This window comes from Endozoicomonas sp. 4G (assembly GCF_023822025.1).
In the GTDB taxonomy this organism is placed as follows: Bacteria; Pseudomonadota; Gammaproteobacteria; order Pseudomonadales; family Endozoicomonadaceae; genus Endozoicomonas_A.
Map to the genome: position 1 here is coordinate 3738452 of NZ_CP082909.1, position 15579 is coordinate 3754030.

At 51.2% G+C, this 15579-nt stretch carries 10 protein-coding genes; all 10 read right to left on the reverse strand.

What is annotated here, in order from left to right; genetic code table 11:
• Positions 1–36: 36 nt before the first annotated feature.
• Positions 37–1287, reverse strand: a complete 1251-nt coding sequence (locus K7B67_RS14555) for a hypothetical protein (protein ID WP_252176617.1) — start codon at positions 1285–1287, stop codon at positions 37–39.
• 100 nt (positions 1288–1387) lie between these two features.
• Positions 1388–2692, reverse strand: coding sequence for a hypothetical protein (locus K7B67_RS14560; protein ID WP_252176618.1), 1305 nt, complete (start codon positions 2690–2692; stop codon positions 1388–1390).
• 99 nt (positions 2693–2791) lie between these two features.
• Entirely contained in the window at positions 2792–3976 is a 1185-nt protein-coding gene (locus K7B67_RS14565) for a hypothetical protein (protein ID WP_252176619.1), read from the reverse strand.
• Between the two features lie 96 nt (positions 3977–4072).
• Positions 4073–5701: a hypothetical protein gene (locus tag K7B67_RS14570; protein WP_252176620.1), complete on the reverse strand. Its 1629-nt coding sequence runs from the start codon at positions 5699–5701 to the stop codon at positions 4073–4075.
• A 78-nt stretch (positions 5702–5779) separates the two neighbouring features.
• Positions 5780–7885, reverse strand: a complete 2106-nt coding sequence (locus K7B67_RS14575; protein WP_252176621.1) for a hypothetical protein — start codon at positions 7883–7885, stop codon at positions 5780–5782.
• 75 nt (positions 7886–7960) lie between these two features.
• On the reverse strand, positions 7961–8989 hold the full coding sequence (locus K7B67_RS14580) for a hypothetical protein (RefSeq protein WP_252176622.1): 1029 nt from the start codon (positions 8987–8989) through the stop codon (positions 7961–7963).
• Positions 8990–9064: 75 nt separating this feature from the next.
• On the reverse strand, positions 9065–10240 hold the full coding sequence (locus K7B67_RS14585; protein ID WP_252176623.1) for an MSCRAMM family adhesin SdrC: 1176 nt from the start codon (positions 10238–10240) through the stop codon (positions 9065–9067).
• A 43-nt stretch (positions 10241–10283) separates the two neighbouring features.
• On the reverse strand, positions 10284–11831 hold the full coding sequence (locus K7B67_RS14590) for a C2H2-type zinc finger protein (protein WP_252176624.1): 1548 nt from the start codon (positions 11829–11831) through the stop codon (positions 10284–10286).
• Between the two features lie 99 nt (positions 11832–11930).
• Positions 11931–14141 carry a C2H2-type zinc finger protein gene (locus tag K7B67_RS14595; protein WP_252176625.1) on the reverse strand — a complete coding sequence of 737 codons (2211 nt, stop codon included), beginning with the start codon at positions 14139–14141 and terminating at the stop codon, positions 11931–11933.
• Positions 14142–14240: 99 nt separating this feature from the next.
• On the reverse strand, positions 14241–15518 hold the full coding sequence (locus K7B67_RS14600) for a hypothetical protein (protein ID WP_252176626.1): 1278 nt from the start codon (positions 15516–15518) through the stop codon (positions 14241–14243).
• Positions 15519–15579: the final 61 nt, after the last annotated feature.

Genomic DNA, 15579 nt, shown 5'->3' on the forward strand with positions numbered 1-15579 from the left:
GGTCGGAGATTTCTTTGAGGCAGGTTGGGAGGTGGATCATTCTTTATCAACCTTCTTTCTTTTCTCCTCTGATGGTGGCTGGTTACAGGCTTTTCTTTTAGATCTTCTGGGTCTCTGGTCCGCAGGCAGGTGAGTTTGTTTGTGCGCTTTCAGATTGCTCATCCGGTCGCTGCAGTAGTCGCAGCCCTCGTAATGACACTGGTGCATCCTGCGTCTCTGGTCGGCGGGCAGGTGGATCCGTTTGTGCATTTTCAGATGGCTACTATAACTGGTGCTGTAGTCGCAATCATCATAGTCACACTTGTGCAACTTGGGTCTCTTGGGTCTCTGGTCGACAGGCAGGTGGGTCTGTTTGTGCATTTTCAGATTACAAACCTGATCGGTGCAGTAGTTGCAGCCCTCATAGTCACAATGATGCACTTTGGGTTTCTTAGGTCTCTGGTCGGCAGGCAGGTGGGTCTGTTTGTGCACTTTCAAACTGCTCGCCCGGTCGCAGCTGTAGTTGCAGCCCTCATGGTCACAATGATGCACTTTGGGTTTCTTAGGTCTCTGGTCGGCAGGCAGATGGGTCTGTTTGTGCGCTTTCAGATTGCTCACCCGGTCGCTGATGTAGTTGCAGCCCTCATGGTCACACTGGTGCACCTTAAGTCTCTTGGGTCTCTGGTCGGCAGGCAAGTGAGTCTGTTTGTGCCTTTTCAGACTGTACGCCCGGTTGGTTCTGTAGTTACAGTCCTCATGGTCACACTGTTGTTGCTTGGGTGTCTTGGGTTTCTGGTCGGCAGGCAGGTGGGTCTGTTTATGCGTTTTCGGAGTAGATTTTTCACTGTTTGAAATGGATTCTTGCTGAATCATTTCCAGTCTTAGGATCGAACAATACTGACTGATTTCGTTTAATGCCCGAAAAGGGTCAACTGTCGTGTTTGCATACTGAACATCAGTTTCGGAATCCATTTCGTCTTCGTCAGAGTGGGTATCGCTGTTTTCATCAGAGGTGTCGCTGTCTTCATTGCCACTGTCTTCGCTGTCGGCACTATCATCAAAGGCTGCCCGACAGTAAGCCTTGGCTTCGACGGCAGAGTCAGGAGAAAAGCAATAGCGACTGTCTGACTTTACTCCTTGTTCCCCAAGCCTGTTATCGCCTCTAAAGCAAAAGAGTATCAGACTCCCCCCTTGTTTTAGTCCATCCCGAACTGGGGTGTCAAAGAGTGGCACCTGAGCGTAGCCATTAGAGCAATGCACAGAAAAGGCAATGACCAAGATCAAAATCAATGGTTTTTTGGATAGCAAGGCCTGGATTCCGAGTTATTGAAGTGTTTATTGGGAAGTCAGGTTAGTCAAAATCCGGAGCGAGGTCGGAGATTTCTTTTAAGGCAGGTTGGGAGGTGGATCACTCTTTATCAACCTTCTTTCTTTTCTCGTCTGATGGTGGCTGGTTACAGGCTTTTCTTTTAGGTCTCCTGGGTCTCTGGTCCGCAGGCAAGTGGGTCTGTTTGTGCGCTTTCAGATTGCTCATCCGGTCGCTGATGTAGTTGCAGCCCTCATGGTCACAGTGCACCTTACGTCTCTTGGGTCTCTTGGGTCTCTGGTCGGCAGGCAGGTGGACTTGTTTGTGCTTTTTTAGATAGATCACATTGTCGGTGCTGTAGTCGCAGCCCTTATGATCACACTGGTGCACTTTGGGTCTCTGGTCGGCAGGCAAGTGGACCTGTTTGTGCTTTTTCAGATGGCACGGATAGTTGGTGCAGTAGTTGCAGCTCTCATAGTCACACTGGTGCACCTTGGGTTTCTGGTCGGCAGGCAGGTGGGTCTGTTTGTGCCTTTTCAGATGGCTCTTGTTGTCGGTGCTGTAGTTGCAACCCTCATGGTCACACTGGTGCACCTTGGGTCTCTGGTCGGCAAGCAGGTGGGTCTGTTTGTGCGTTTTCAGATTGCCCGCCCGGTTGCTGCTGTAGTTGCAACCCTCATGGTCACAATGATGCACTTTGGGTTTCTTGGGTTTCTTGGGTCTCTGGTCGGCGGGCAGGTGGGTCTGTTTGTGCGCTTTCAGATTGCTTGCCCGGTCGCTGCTGTAGTTGCAACCCTCATGGTCACACTGGCGTCGCTTGGGTCTCTTGGGTTTCTGGTCAGCAGGCAGGTGGGTCTGTTTGTGCGTTTTCGGAGTAGGTATTTCACTGTCTGAAATGGGCTCCTGCTGAATCATTTCCAGTCTCAGAGTCGAACAATACTGACTGACTTCGTTTAATGCCTGAAAAGGATCAACTGTCGTGTTTGCACACTGGATACCAGTTTTGGAATCCGTTTCGTCTTCGTCAGAATGGTTATCGCTGTTTTCATCAGAGGTGTCGCTGTCTTCATTGCCACTGTCTTCGCTGCCACTGTCTTCGCTGTCACTGTCTTCGCTGTCGGCACTATCATCAGAGGCTGCCGGACAGTAAGCCTTGGCTTCGACGCCAGAGTCAGGAGAACAGCAATAGCGACTGTCTGACTTTACTCCTTGTTCCCCAAGCCTGTTATCGCCTCTAAAGCAAAAGAGTATCAGACTCCCCCCTTGCTTTAGTCCATCCCAGACTGGGATGTCAAAGAGTGACAGGGCAAAGAGCAAAGGCACACTATATTCCTGAGCGTGGCCATTAGAGCAATGCACAGAAAAGGCGATAGCCAAGATCAAAATCAATGGTTTTTTGGATAGCAAGGCCTGGCTTCCCAGTCGTTGAAGTGATTATTGGTAAGTCAGGTTAGTCAAAATCCGGAGCGAGGTCGGAGATTTCTTTGAGGCAGGTTGGGAGGTGGATCATTCTTTATCAAACTTCTTTCTTTTCTCGTCTGATGGTGGCTGGTTACAGGCTTTTCTTTTGGGTCTCCTGGATCTCTGGTTCGAAGGCAGGTGAGTTTGTTTGTGTTTTTTCAGACTGCCCGCCCGGTCGCTGCCGTAGTCGCAGCCCTCGTAATTACACTGGTGCATCCTGAGTCTCTGGTCGGCAGGCAGGTGGGTCTGTTTGTGCGCTTTCAGATTGCTCACCCGGTCGCTGATGTAGTTGCAGCCCTCATGGTCACACTGGTACACCTTACGCCTCTTGGCTCCCTTGGGTCTCTTGGGTCTCTGGTCGGCAGGCAGGTGGGTCTGTTTATGCGTTTTCAGATTGCCCGGATACTCGGTGCAGTAGTTGCAGCCCTCATGGTCACAATGATGCACTTTGGGTTTGTTAGGTCTCTGGTCGGCAGGCAGATGGGTCTGTTTGTGCGCTTTCAGATTGCTCACCCGGTCGCTGATGTAGTTGCAGCCCTCATGATCACACTGGTGCACCTTAAGTCTCTTGGGTCTCTGGTCGGCAGGCAAGTGAGTCTGTTTGTGCCTTTTCAGACTGTCCGCCCGGTTGGTTCTGTAGTTACAGTCCTCATGGTCACACTGGTGTTGCTTGAGTCTCTTGGGTTTCTGGTCGGCAGGCAGGTGGGTCTGTTTATGCGTTTTCGGAGTAGGTATTTCACTGTCTGAAATGGGCTCCTGCTGAATCATTTCCAGTCTCAGGGTCGAACAATACTGACTGATTTCGTTTAATGCCTGAAAAGGGTCAACTCTCGTGTTTGCACACTGAGCATCAGCTTCGGAATCCGTTTCGTCTTCGTCAGAATGGTTATCGCTGTTTTCATCAGAGGTGTCGCTGTCTTCACTGCCACTGTCTTCGCTGTCGGCACTATCATCAGAGGCTGCCCGACGGTAAGCCTTGGCTTCGACGCCAGAGTCAGGAGAAAAGCAACAGCGACTGTCTGACTTTACTCCTTGTTCCCCAAGCCTGTTATCGCCTCTAAAGCAAAAGAGTATCAGACTCCCCCCTTGCTTTAGTCCATCCCAGACTGGGATGTCAAAGAATGGCAGGGCAAAGAGCAAAGGCACACTTTTTTCCTGAGCGTGGCCATTAGAGCAATGCACAGAAAAGGCGATGGCCAAGATCAAAATCAATGGTTTTTTGGATAGCAAGGCCTGGCTTCCCAGTCGTTGAAGTGTTTATTGGTAAGTCAGGTTAGTCAAAATCCGGAGCGAGGTCGGAGATTTCTTCGAGGCGGTTTGGGTGGATCATTCTTTATCAACCTTCTTTCTTTTCTCGTCTGATGGTTGCTGGTTACAGGCTTTTCTTTTGGGTCTCCTGGGTCTCTGGTCCGCAGGCAGGTGAGTTTGTTTGTGCGTTTTCAGATTGCCCGCCTGGTCGCTGCGATAGTTGCAGCTCTCATGGTCACACTGGTGCACTCTGGGTCTCTGGTCCGCAGGCAGGTGGGTATTTTTGTGCATTTTCAGGTTGCCCTTCAGGTCGCTGCTGTAGTGACAGCCCTCATGGTCACACTGATGCCTCTTGGGTCTCTGGTCGGCAGGCAGGTGGATTCCTTTGTGCTTTTTCAGGTGACCTATGTGGCTGGTGCTGTAGTTGCAGCCCTCATGGTCACACCGGTGCACTTTGGCTCTCTTGGCTCTCTGGTCGGCAGGCAGATGGGTCTGTTTGTGCTTGTTCAGATTGCCCGGCAGGTCGGTGCTGTAGTTGCAGCCCTCATGGTCACACCGGTGCACCCTGAGTCTCTGGTCGGCAGGCAGGTGGATCTGTTTGTGCAGTTTCAGATGTGTCGACCGGTTGGCGCTGTAGTTGCAGCCCTCATGGTTACACTGGTGCACCCTGGGTTTCTGGCGAGTAGGCAGGTGGGTCTGTTTGTGCATTTTCAGATTGCCCAACCGGTCGCTCCTGTAGTTGCAGCCCTCATGGTCACACTGATGTATCCTGGGTCTCTGGTCGGCAGGCAGGTGGGTTCGTTTGTGAACTTTCAGATGATCCGTCCGACGGCTCCCGTAGTTGCAGCCCTCATGGTCACACTGGTGCAGCTTGAGTCTCCGGTCGGCAGGCAGGAGGTTAACAGAGTCCGCTTTTGTCACGTCTGCCTCTGACTCAGTGACTATTTCACTGTCTGAAGCAGACTCCTGCTTAATCTTTTTCAGTTCCAGAATTGCACAATACGGACTGCTTTCATTTGATGCTCGAAAAGGATTAAGGGTCGTGGCTACATACCCAACACCCGCTTCGTCTTCGTTTGGGCGGTTGTCGCTGCTTTCATCAGAGGTGTCACTGTCTTCACTGCCATTGTCTTCGCTGTCACTGTCTTGGCTGTCACTGTCTTGGCTGTCACTGTCTTGGCTGTCGGCACTATCATCAGAGCCCACCCAACGGTAGGCCTTAGCTTCGACGCCAGGGTCAGGAGAAAGGCAATAGCGACTGTCTGACTTTAAGAGTGGTTTTAAGAGGATGTCATCACCGAAGCAAACTCGTGGCATATCGCTGTAGTTCGCCTCGGGGTCTTGCTTCAACTCCCACCATTCAATGGCCTCGCCCTCTTTTTCAATACCCTCTGCTCCCGCTTCCTCAGGCTTTTTGTTGCCTCTAAAGCGGGAGAGGATCAGGCTCCCCCTTTGTCTGGCTGTTGCAATAATTTCACGTTGCTGATTGTCGCTTTGCTGTATCTCAGTGACGATAGCTTTAACCATAGAGTCAGGTTCTGGTAACGCATCCCGGACTGGAAAAAAAATTTCAGTGTGCCAACACTGGAGGGCAGAGAGTGGCAGGGCAAGAAGCACAGGCATACTGCTTTCCTGAGTGTTGTCATTAGAGCAATACACAGAAAAGGCCATGGCCAAGGTCAAAATCAATGGTTTTTTGAGTAGCAAGGCTTGGCTTCCCAATCGTTAAACCGTTTATTTGGAAATCAGGTTAGTCAAAATCTGGAGAAAGGTCGGGGAGGGGTTCTATTCTTTATCACCTTTCTTTCTTTTCTTTTTAGATCGCAACTGGTCATACGCTTTCCTCTTGAGTCTCTGCTCGGCAGGCAGGTGAGTCCGTTGGTGCTTTTTCAGATTGCCCTTATGGTTGGTGATGTAGTCGCAGCCCTCATGATCACATTGGTGCAACCTGAGTCCTCTGGGTCTCCTGGGTCTGGTGGTTCTCTGGTCGGCAGGAAGGTGGGTCTGTTTGTGCGCTTTCAGATTGCTCGCATAGTTGCTCCTGAAGTCGCAGCCCTCATGATCACACTGGTGCTTTCTGGATCTCTGATCGGGAGGCAGGTGGGTCTGTTGGTGCTTTTTCAGATCGCTCTTCCGGTCGGTTCTGAAGTTGCAGCCCCCGTGGTCACACTGGTTCACCTTGGGTCTCATAGGTCTCAGGTCGGCAGGCAGGTGGATCCGTTTGTGTTTTCTTAGACCGCCCATCTGGTCGGAGCTGTAATTGCAGCCCTCATGGTCACAGTGGTGCACCTTGGGTCTCTTGGGTCTCTGGTCGGCAGGCAAGTGGGTCTGTTTGTGCCTTTTCAGACGGTTCGTCAGGTTGGTGCTGTAGTTACAGCCCTCATGGTCACACTGGTGCTTATTGGATCTCTGGTCGACAGGCAGGTGGGTCTGTTTGTGATTTTTCAGATCCCTGATCCGGCTGGTGCGGTAGTTGCAGCCCTCATGGTCACACTGGTGCACCTTGAATCTCCTGACTTTCTGATCGGCAGGCAGGTGGGTATTTTTGTGCGCATTCAGATTGCCCACCCGGTTGGTGCTGTAGACGCAGCCCTCATGGTCACAGTGGTGTATTCTGGGTCTCTGGTCGGCAGGCAGGTGGATCTGTTTGTGCCTTTTCAGATCGCACCCCCGACTGCTCCTGTAGGCGCAGCCTTCATGGTCACACTGGTGTATCTCGGGTCTATGGTTGGCAGGCAGGTGGATCTTTTTGTGCTTTGTCAGATAGACCTTGCAGTAGGAGCTGTAGTTGCAGCCCTCATGGTCACACTGGTACTTGGGTCTCTGGTCGGCAGGAAGGTGGGTCTGTTTGTGCCTTTTCAGATTGCTCTTGCCGAAGGTACTGAAGTTGCAGCCCTCATGGTCACACTGGTGCCTGAGTCTCTGGTCGGCAGGCAGGTGGGTCTGTTTGTGCGTTTTCAGATGGCCATTGTTGCAGGTACTGTAGTTGCAGCCCTCATGGTCACAGTGGTACACACTGAGTCCCTGGTCGGCAGTCTGGTGAGTCTGTTTGTGCGTTTTTGGGGTAGGTATTTCACTGTCTGAAACGGGCTTCTGCGTGATGTTTTTCTGTGCCAGAGTTGCACAATACTGACTGATTTTATTTGTTCCTCGAAAAGGATTAAGTGTCGTGGTTACATACTGAACATCAGAGTCGGCATCCGTTTCGTCTGAACGATTGTCGCTACTCTCATCAGCGGTGCTGCTGTCTTCACTGTCAGAACCCTCATCAGCGGTGCTGCTGTCTTCACTGTCAGAACCCTCATCAACGGTGCTGCTGTCTTCACTGTCAGAACCCTCATCAACGGTGCTGCTGTCTTCACTGTCAGAACCCTCATCAGCGGTACTACTGTCTTTACTGTCAGAACCCGCATCAGAGGCTGCCTGACGGTAAGCCTTAGCTCCGACGCCAGAGTCAGGAGAAAAGCAATAGTGAGTGTCTGGCTTTAACAGGATGTCATCACCGAAACAAACTCGTGGCATATCGCCATAGTTCGCCTCAGGTTCTTGTCTGAACAACCACCATTCAATGGTCTCGCTCTCTTCTTTAATGCTCTCTTCTTCTGGTTCCTCAGGCCTTTTGTCGCCTCTGACACAAGAGAGTCTCAGACCCCCCCTTTGTTTGGCTGTTGCAATGATTTCACGATGCTGAGCCTCTCTTTGCCGTATCTCAGTGGCGATAGCTTTCACCATAGAGTCAAGTTCCGGTAGCACATCCCGGACTGGCAAAAGTGTCTTGCCGACGGCCAGAGCGGAGAGCAAAGGCAACCTGTTTTCCTGAGCGTAACCATTAGAGCAATGCATAGGAAAGGTCATGACCAAGATCAAAATCAATGGTTTTTTGGATAGCAAGGCTTGGCATCCCAGTCGTTGAAATGTTTATTGGGAAGTCAGGTTAGTCAAAATCTGGAGAGAAGTCGGAAGTTTCTATTGTTTATCACCCTTCTTTTTTTTCTTGTTAGGTGGCAGCTGGTCATACGCTTTCCTTTTGGCCCTCTGGTTGGCAGGCAGATGGGTCTGTTTGTGCTTTTTCAGATGACCTGTGTTGCCGGTGCTGTAGTGGCAGCCCTCATGGTCACACTGGTGTATCTTGGGCCGTTGGGGTCGCTTGGGTATCTTGGCTCGCTGGTCGGCAGACAAGTGAATCAGTTTGTGCGCTTTCAGATTGCCCATGTGGTTGGTTCTGAAGTTGCAGCCCCTATGGTCACACTGGTGCATCCAGGATCTTTGGTCGGCAGGCAGGTGGGTCTCTTTGTGCATTTTCAGATGGAACGCCTGAGCGGTGCTATAGTTGCAGCCTTTATGGTTACATTGGTGCACCTTGGGCCTCTTAGGTCTCTGGTCGGCAGGCAGGTGGATCTGTTTGTGTATTTTCAAATTGCCCTTCTGGTTGGTGCGGTAGTTGCAGCCCTCGTGGTCACACTGGTACACCTTGGGTCTCTTGACTCTCTGGTCGGCAAGCAAGTGGGTCTGTTTGTGTGTTTTTAGATTGAATCTGGAATGGGTTCTGTAGTTGCAGCTCTCATGGTCACACTGGTGCATTTTGGGTTTTCCGGGTCTCTGGCCGACAGGCAGGTGGGTCTGTTTGTACGTTTCCGGGTGACCCATGTGGTTGTGAGCAGGGGCGTTGATTTTCGGGTGGTTAACAGTGTCTGCTTCTGTCAGGTCTGCCACTGACTCAGTAGGTATTTCACTGTCTAAAACAGGCTCCTGCTTAATCTTTTTCAGTTCCAGGGCCGCACAATACTGACTGATTTCATTTGATACTCGAAAAGGATCAAGTGTCGTGGCGACATACTGAACATCAGAGTCCGCATCGGCGTCGTCTTCCCCTGGGCTGTTGTCGCTGCTTTCATCAGAGGTGCCGCTGTCTTTGTTTTCCTGAGCGTGGCCATTAGAACAATGCATAAGAAAGGCCATGGTCAAGATCAAAATCAATGGTTTTTTGGATAGCAAGGCTTGGCTTCCCGATCGCTCAAATGTTTATTGGAAAGTCAGGTTAGTAAAAATCTGAGGAAAGACCGAAGATTTCTATTCTTTATCACCCTTCTTTCTTTTCTCGTTAAATGGCGGCTGGTCATGGGCTTTTCTTTTGAGTCTCTGGTCGGCAGGCAGGTGAGTCCGTTTGTGCGTTTTCAGATGGCTTGTGTAGCTGGTTCTGTAGTCGCAGCCCTCATGGTCGCACTGGTGCACTCTGGGTCTTTTGGGTCTCTGGTCGGCAGGCAGGTGGGTCGTTTTGTGCTTGTTCAGATTGCCCGTGTGGTCGGTGCTGTAGTTGCAGCCCTCACGGTCACACTGGTGCACCTTGGGCCCTTTGGGTTTCTTGGGTCTTTGGTCGGCAGGCAAATGGGTCTGTTTGTGCGCTTTCAGATGGCTTGTGTGGCCAGTTCTGTAATTGCAGCCCTCATGGTCGCACTGGTGTCTCTTCAATATAATGGGTCTCTGGTCAGCAGGCAGATGGATCTGTTTGTGCTTTTTCAGATTGGCCAACTGGTCGCTGCTGTAGTTGCAGCCCTCATGGTCACAGTGGTGCACTTTGGGTTTCTTGGGTTTCTTGGGTCTTTGGTCGGCAGGCAGATGGGTCTGTTTGTGCGTTGTCAGATGGCTCGTGTAGTCGGTGCCGTAGTTACAGCCCTTATGGTCACACTGGTGCCTCTTTGATCTATTGAGTCTCTGGTCAGCAGGCAGATGGGTCTTTGTGGGTATTTCACTGTCTGAAACAGGCTCCTGCTTAATCTTTTTCAGTACCAGAGTTGTACAATACTGAATGATTTCATCTGATACTGGAAAAGGATTCAGTGTTGTAGTTACATACTCGACATCAGATTCAGCATCAGCTTCGTCTTCGTCTTCGTTTGAACGGTTATCGCTGTTTTTATCAGAGGTGCCGTTGCCTTCACTGCCAGAACCCTTATCAGAAGCTGCCCGACGATAAGCTTTGGCTTCGATGTCAGGGTCAGAAGAAAAGCAATAGGAAGTGTCTGGCTCTAAGAGAATGTCATCACCGAAGCAAACGGGTGGCATGTCGCTGTCGTTTGCCTCGGATTCTTGCTTCAACTCCCACCATTCAATGGCCTCACTCTCTCCACTTTCGTCGGGTAGAAGCCTTATCCGAGTAGGTTGGTTGTTTTCCTGAGCATAGCCATTAAAACTATGCCCAGAAAAGGCAACGACCAAGGTCAAAATCAATGTCTTTTTAGATAGCAAGGCCTGAGTTCCTAGCCGTTGAACTGTTTATTGTGGAATCAGGTTAGTAAAGATTCGGAGAGGGGTCGGAGTTTCCTGGGCCTTTATCACCTTTCTTTCTTTTCTCGTCAGATGACAGCTGGCCATACGCTTTTCTTTTGGGTCTCCTGGGTCTCTGGTCGGCATGCCGATGGGTCTCTTTGTGCTTATTCAGATTGCTCCTCAGGTCGGTGCTGTAGTTGCAGCCCTCATGGTCACAATGGTGCTTCTTGATTCTCTGGTCGGCAGGCAGGTGAGTCTGTTTGTGCTTTTTCAGTTGGCCCGCTCGGTCGGTCCTGTAGTTGCAGCCCTCATGGTCGCACTGGTGCAGCTTGAGTCTTTTAGGTCTCTGGTCGGCAGGCAGATGAGTCTGTGTGTGCTTTTTCAGTTGGCCCGCTCGGTCAGTCCTGTAGTTGCAGCCCTCATGGTCACACTGGTGCACCTTGGGTCTCTTGGGTCTCTTGGGCCTCTCGGGTCTCTGGTCGGCAGGCAGGTGGGTCTCTTTGTGCTTTTTCATATGGCTCGACTGGTCGGCGCTGTAGTTGCAGCCCTCATGGTCGCATTGGTGCCTCTTGGGTCTCTCGGATTTCTGGTCGGCAGGCAGGTGGATCTGTTGGTGCCTTTTCAGATTGCCCAGCTGGTCGGTACTGTAATTGCAGCCCTCATGGTGACACTGGTGCACCCTGGGTCTATGGTCGACAGGCAGATGGGTTCGCTTGTGCGTTTTCAGATTGCCCGACCGGTAGCTGCTGTAGTTGCAGCCCCCATGGTCACACTGGTACAGCTTCGGTCTCTTAAGCTTCTTGAGGGCGGACAGGTGGGTCTGTTTGTGCCTTTTCAGATTGGACGACTGGTTGCTGCTGTAGTTGCAATCCTTATGGTCACACTGGTGCACCTTGGGTCTCTTGTGTCTCTTGGGTCTTTGGTCGGCAGGCAGGTGGGTCTGTTGGTGCAGTTTCAGATGGCCCCTGTGACCAGTTCTGTAGTAGCAGCCCTCGTGGTCACACTGGTGTATTTTGGATCCATTGAGTCTATGATCGGCAGACAGATGGGGCTGTTTGTGGTTTTTCAGATTCTCCACCCGGTCGGTGCTGTAAGCAAGTGAGGTGGTTGCCGGGTGGTTAACAGGGTTCGGTTCTGTCACGTCTGCCTCTGACTCAGTGGGCATTTCACTGTCTGAAATGGGCTCCTGCTTAATCTTTTTCAGTTCCAGAATCGCACAATACTGAATGATCTCATTTGATACTGGAAAAGGATTAAGTGTCGTGGTCAGATACTCAACATCAGATTCGGCATCAGCTTCGTCTTCGTCAGAACGGTTGTTGCTGTTGTCATTAGAGGCACCGCTGTCTTCACTATCAGAACCCTCATCAGAGACTGCCCGGCTGTAAGCCTTAGCCTTGACGCCAGGGTCAGGAGAGACGCCGGTGGCAAGAAAAAAACAATAACGGGTGTCTGGTTTTGGTAGAAGCCTTATCCAGGTGGGTTGGTTGTTTTCCTGAGCGTAGCCATTAGAGCAATACACAGAAAAGATAACGGCCAAGATCAAAATCAATGGTTTTTTGGATAGCAAGGCTCGGCTTCCCAGTCGTTGAACTGTTTATTGGAAAATCAGGTTAGTCGAAATCTGAAAAAAGGAGGGAGGTTTCTTTGGGGTGGCTTGGAAGGCGGATCATTCTTTATTCCCCTTCTTTCTTTTTCCGTTAGAGGATGGCTGGTCAGACGCTTTCCTTTTAAGTCTCCTTGGTCTCTGGTCGGCAGGCAGGTGGATCTTTTTGTGCTTTTTCAGATTACCCGCATGCTCAGTTCTGTAGTTGCAGCCCTCATGGTCACAGCGGTACACCTTGAGTCTCTGGTCGGCAGGCAGGTGGGTCTGTTTGTGCTTTTTCAGATCTCCCGCCCACTGGGTGCTGTAGTCGCAGCCCTCATGGTCACAGTGGTGCACCTTGAGTCTCTGATCGGCAGGCAGGTGGGTCTGTTTGTGCTTTTTCAGATCTCCCGTCCACTGGGTGCTGTAGTCGCAGCCCTCATGGTCACAGTGGTACATCATGAGTCTCTGGTCGGCAGGCAGGTGGGTCTGTTTGTGCTTTTTCAGATCTGCCGTCCATTGGGTGCTGTAGTCGCAGCCCTCATGGCCACACTGGTGCACCTTGGATCTCACAGGTTTTCTGGGGCTCTGGTCGGCAGGCAAGTGGGTCTGCCAGTGCTTATTCAGATTGCTCCTCAGGTCGGTGCTGTAGTTGCAGCCCTCATGGTCACAATGGTGCTTCTTGATTCTCTGGTCGGCAGGCAGGTGAGTCTGTTTGTGCATTTTCAGATGGCCCTTCTGGGCGGTGCAATAGTTGCAGCCTTCATAGTCACACCGCTGCATATTGGGTCTCTGGTCGACAGGCAGGTGGGTCTGTCTGTGCATTCTCAGATGGCTCATGTGGTCGGTACTGTAGTGACAGCCCTCATAGTCACACTGGTGCACCTTGAGTCTCTGCTCGGCAGGCAGGTGGGTCTGTTTGTGAATTCTCAAATTGCCCGCCCGGTTCGTGATGTGGTCGCAACCCTCATAGTCACACTGGTGCACCTTGGGTCTTTTGGGTCTCTCAGGTCTCTGATCGGCAGGCAGGTGGGTCTGTTTGTGCTGGCTCAGGTTGCACGCGTAGCCAGTGCTGAAGTTGCAGCCCTTATGGTCACACTGGTGCACCTTCGGCTTCTTGACTCTCTGGTCGGCAGGCAAATGGGTCTGTTTGTGCGCTTTCAGATTGCTCCACCGGTCAGTTCTGTGGTTGCAGCCCTCATAGTCACACGGGTACATCTTGGGCTTTAGGTCGGCAGGCAGGTGGGTCTGTTTGTGCTTTTTCAGATTGCCCGCGTAATAGGTGCTGAAGTTACAGCCCTCATGGCCACACTGGTATATCCTGGGTCTACTGACTCTCTTGGCTCTCTTGGCTCTCGTGGCTCTCTGGTCGACAGGCAGGTGGCTCTGTTTGTGCTTTTTCAGATTGCTCGCATGATAGGTGCTGTGGTTGCAGCCCACATGGTCACACTGGTGCGCCCTGGGTCTCTGATCCGCAGGCAGGTGGGTCTGTTTGTGCCTTTTCAGATGGCTCGAGTGATGGCTGCTGTAGTTGCAGCCCTTATGGTCACACTGGTGCGCCCTGGGCCTTTCAGCAGACAGATGCGTCCATTTGTGTGTATTCAGATGGCCCGTGTGGTCGGTGTAGTAGTTGCAACCCTCATAGTCACACTGGTATACCTTGACTCTCTGGTCGGCAGGCAGGTGGGTCTGTTGGTGACTCTTCAGATGACCCGCCTGGTCGGTGCAGTAAGCCGTTGGGGTGACTTTCGGGTGGTTAACAGAGTCCGCTTCTGTTTCGTCTGCCTCTGAGTCAATGGCTATTTCAGTGTCTGAAACGGGCTCCTGCTTAATCTTTTTCAGTGCCAGAGTTGCACAATACTGGTTGATTTCATTTGATACTGGAAAAGGACTCATTGTCGTGATTGCATACTGAACATCAGATTCGGCATCAGCATCGTCTTCGTCAGAATGATTATCGCTGCTTTCATCAGAGGTGCCGCTGTCTTCACCGTCAGAACTATCATCAGAGGCAGCTCGACTGTAAGCCCTGGCCTTGACACCAGAGTCAATAGTTTCGACGCCCGGGGAGTGGAAGCCAATTGTCGGGTTATCGTCAAGTAGAAGCCTTATCCGGGCGGATAGATGTTTTCCGAAACATGAGACCTCAATAAAGGACTTCGGGGTGTTGATGAGCACTGTGCCGACAGCCAGAGCTAAGAGCACAGGCAACCTATTTTCCTGAGCCAGACCATTAGAGCAGTGCACAGAACAGGCAATGGTCAAAGTCAAAATCAATGTTTTTTTGGATAGCAAGGCTCGCCTTCCCAGTCGTTGAACTGTTTATTTGGAAATCAGGTTAGTCAAAATCTGGAGAGAGGTCGGTGCTTTCTTTGAGGTGGGTTGGGAAGCGGATCATTCTTTATCATCCTTCTTTCTTTTCTTGTCAGATAGCGGCTGGTCATAGGCTTTTCTCTTGGATCTCTGGTCGGCAGTCAGGTGGGTCTGTTTGTGCCTTTTCACATTGCCCGCCCGATCAGTTCTGTAGTTGCAGCCCTCATGATCACACTGATGCACCTTGGGTCTCTGGTCGGCAAGCAGGTGAATCCGTTTGTGCGTTTTCAGACTGCTTCTGTGGTCGGTTCTGTAGTCGCAGCCCTCATGATCACACTGGTGCACCTTGGGCCTCTGGTCAGCAGGCAGGTGGGTCTGTTTGTGCCTTTTCACATTGCCTATGTTGGGGGAGCTGTAGTAGCAGCCCTCATGGTCACACTGGTGCAACTTGGGTCTCTGGTCGGCAGGCAGGTGGGTTCGTTTGTGCGTTTTCAGAAGGCCCAGATAGTGGGTCCTGAAGTTGCAGCCCTCATGGTCACACTGATGCACCTTGGGTTTCCTGAGTCTCTGGTCGGCAGGCAGATGGGTTTGTTTGTGCCTCTTCAGATGACCCCTGTAGTAGCTGCTGTAGCCGCAGCCCTCATGGTCACACTGCTGTATCCTGGGTCTCCGGTCAACAGGCAGAAGGGTCTGTTTGTGCGTTTTCAGATGGCTCGCCTGGTCGGTGCTGTAAGCAGTTGGGGTGATTTTCGGGTGGTTAACAGAGTCCACTTCTGTCACCTTTACCTCTGAGTCAGTGGGTGTTTCACCGTCTGAAACGGGCTCCTGCTTAATCTTTTTCAGTTCCAGAGTCGCACAATACTGACTGATTTTATTTGGTACCCGAAAAGGATTAAGTGTCGTGGTTAGATACTCAACATGAGATTCGGCATCAGCTTCGTCTTCGTTTGAACGGTTGTCACTGTTTTTATCAGAGCCGCCGCTGTCTTCACTGTCACTGTCTTCACTGTCACTGTCTTCGCTGTCACTGTCTTCGCTGTCACTGTCTTCGCTGTCGGCACTATCATCAGAGGCTGCCCGACGGTAGGACTCAGCGTTGACACCAGGGTCGGGAGAAAAGCAATAACCAGTGCCTGGTTTTAAAAGGATGTCATCACCGAAGTAAACTTGCGGCATGTCACTGTGGTTCTCGTCAGATTCTTGCTTCAACTCCCACCATTCAATGGCCTCGCTCTCTTCACTTTCGTCAGGTAGAAGCATTATCCGGGTGGGTTGGTTGTTTTCCTGAGTCTGGCCATTAAGGCAATGCAAAGAAAAAGCAATAGCCAAGGCCAAAATCAATGGTTTTTTGAATAGCAAGGCTTGGGTTCCCAGAGGTTGTAATGTTTATTGGGAAATCAGGTTAGTCAAAATCTGGAGA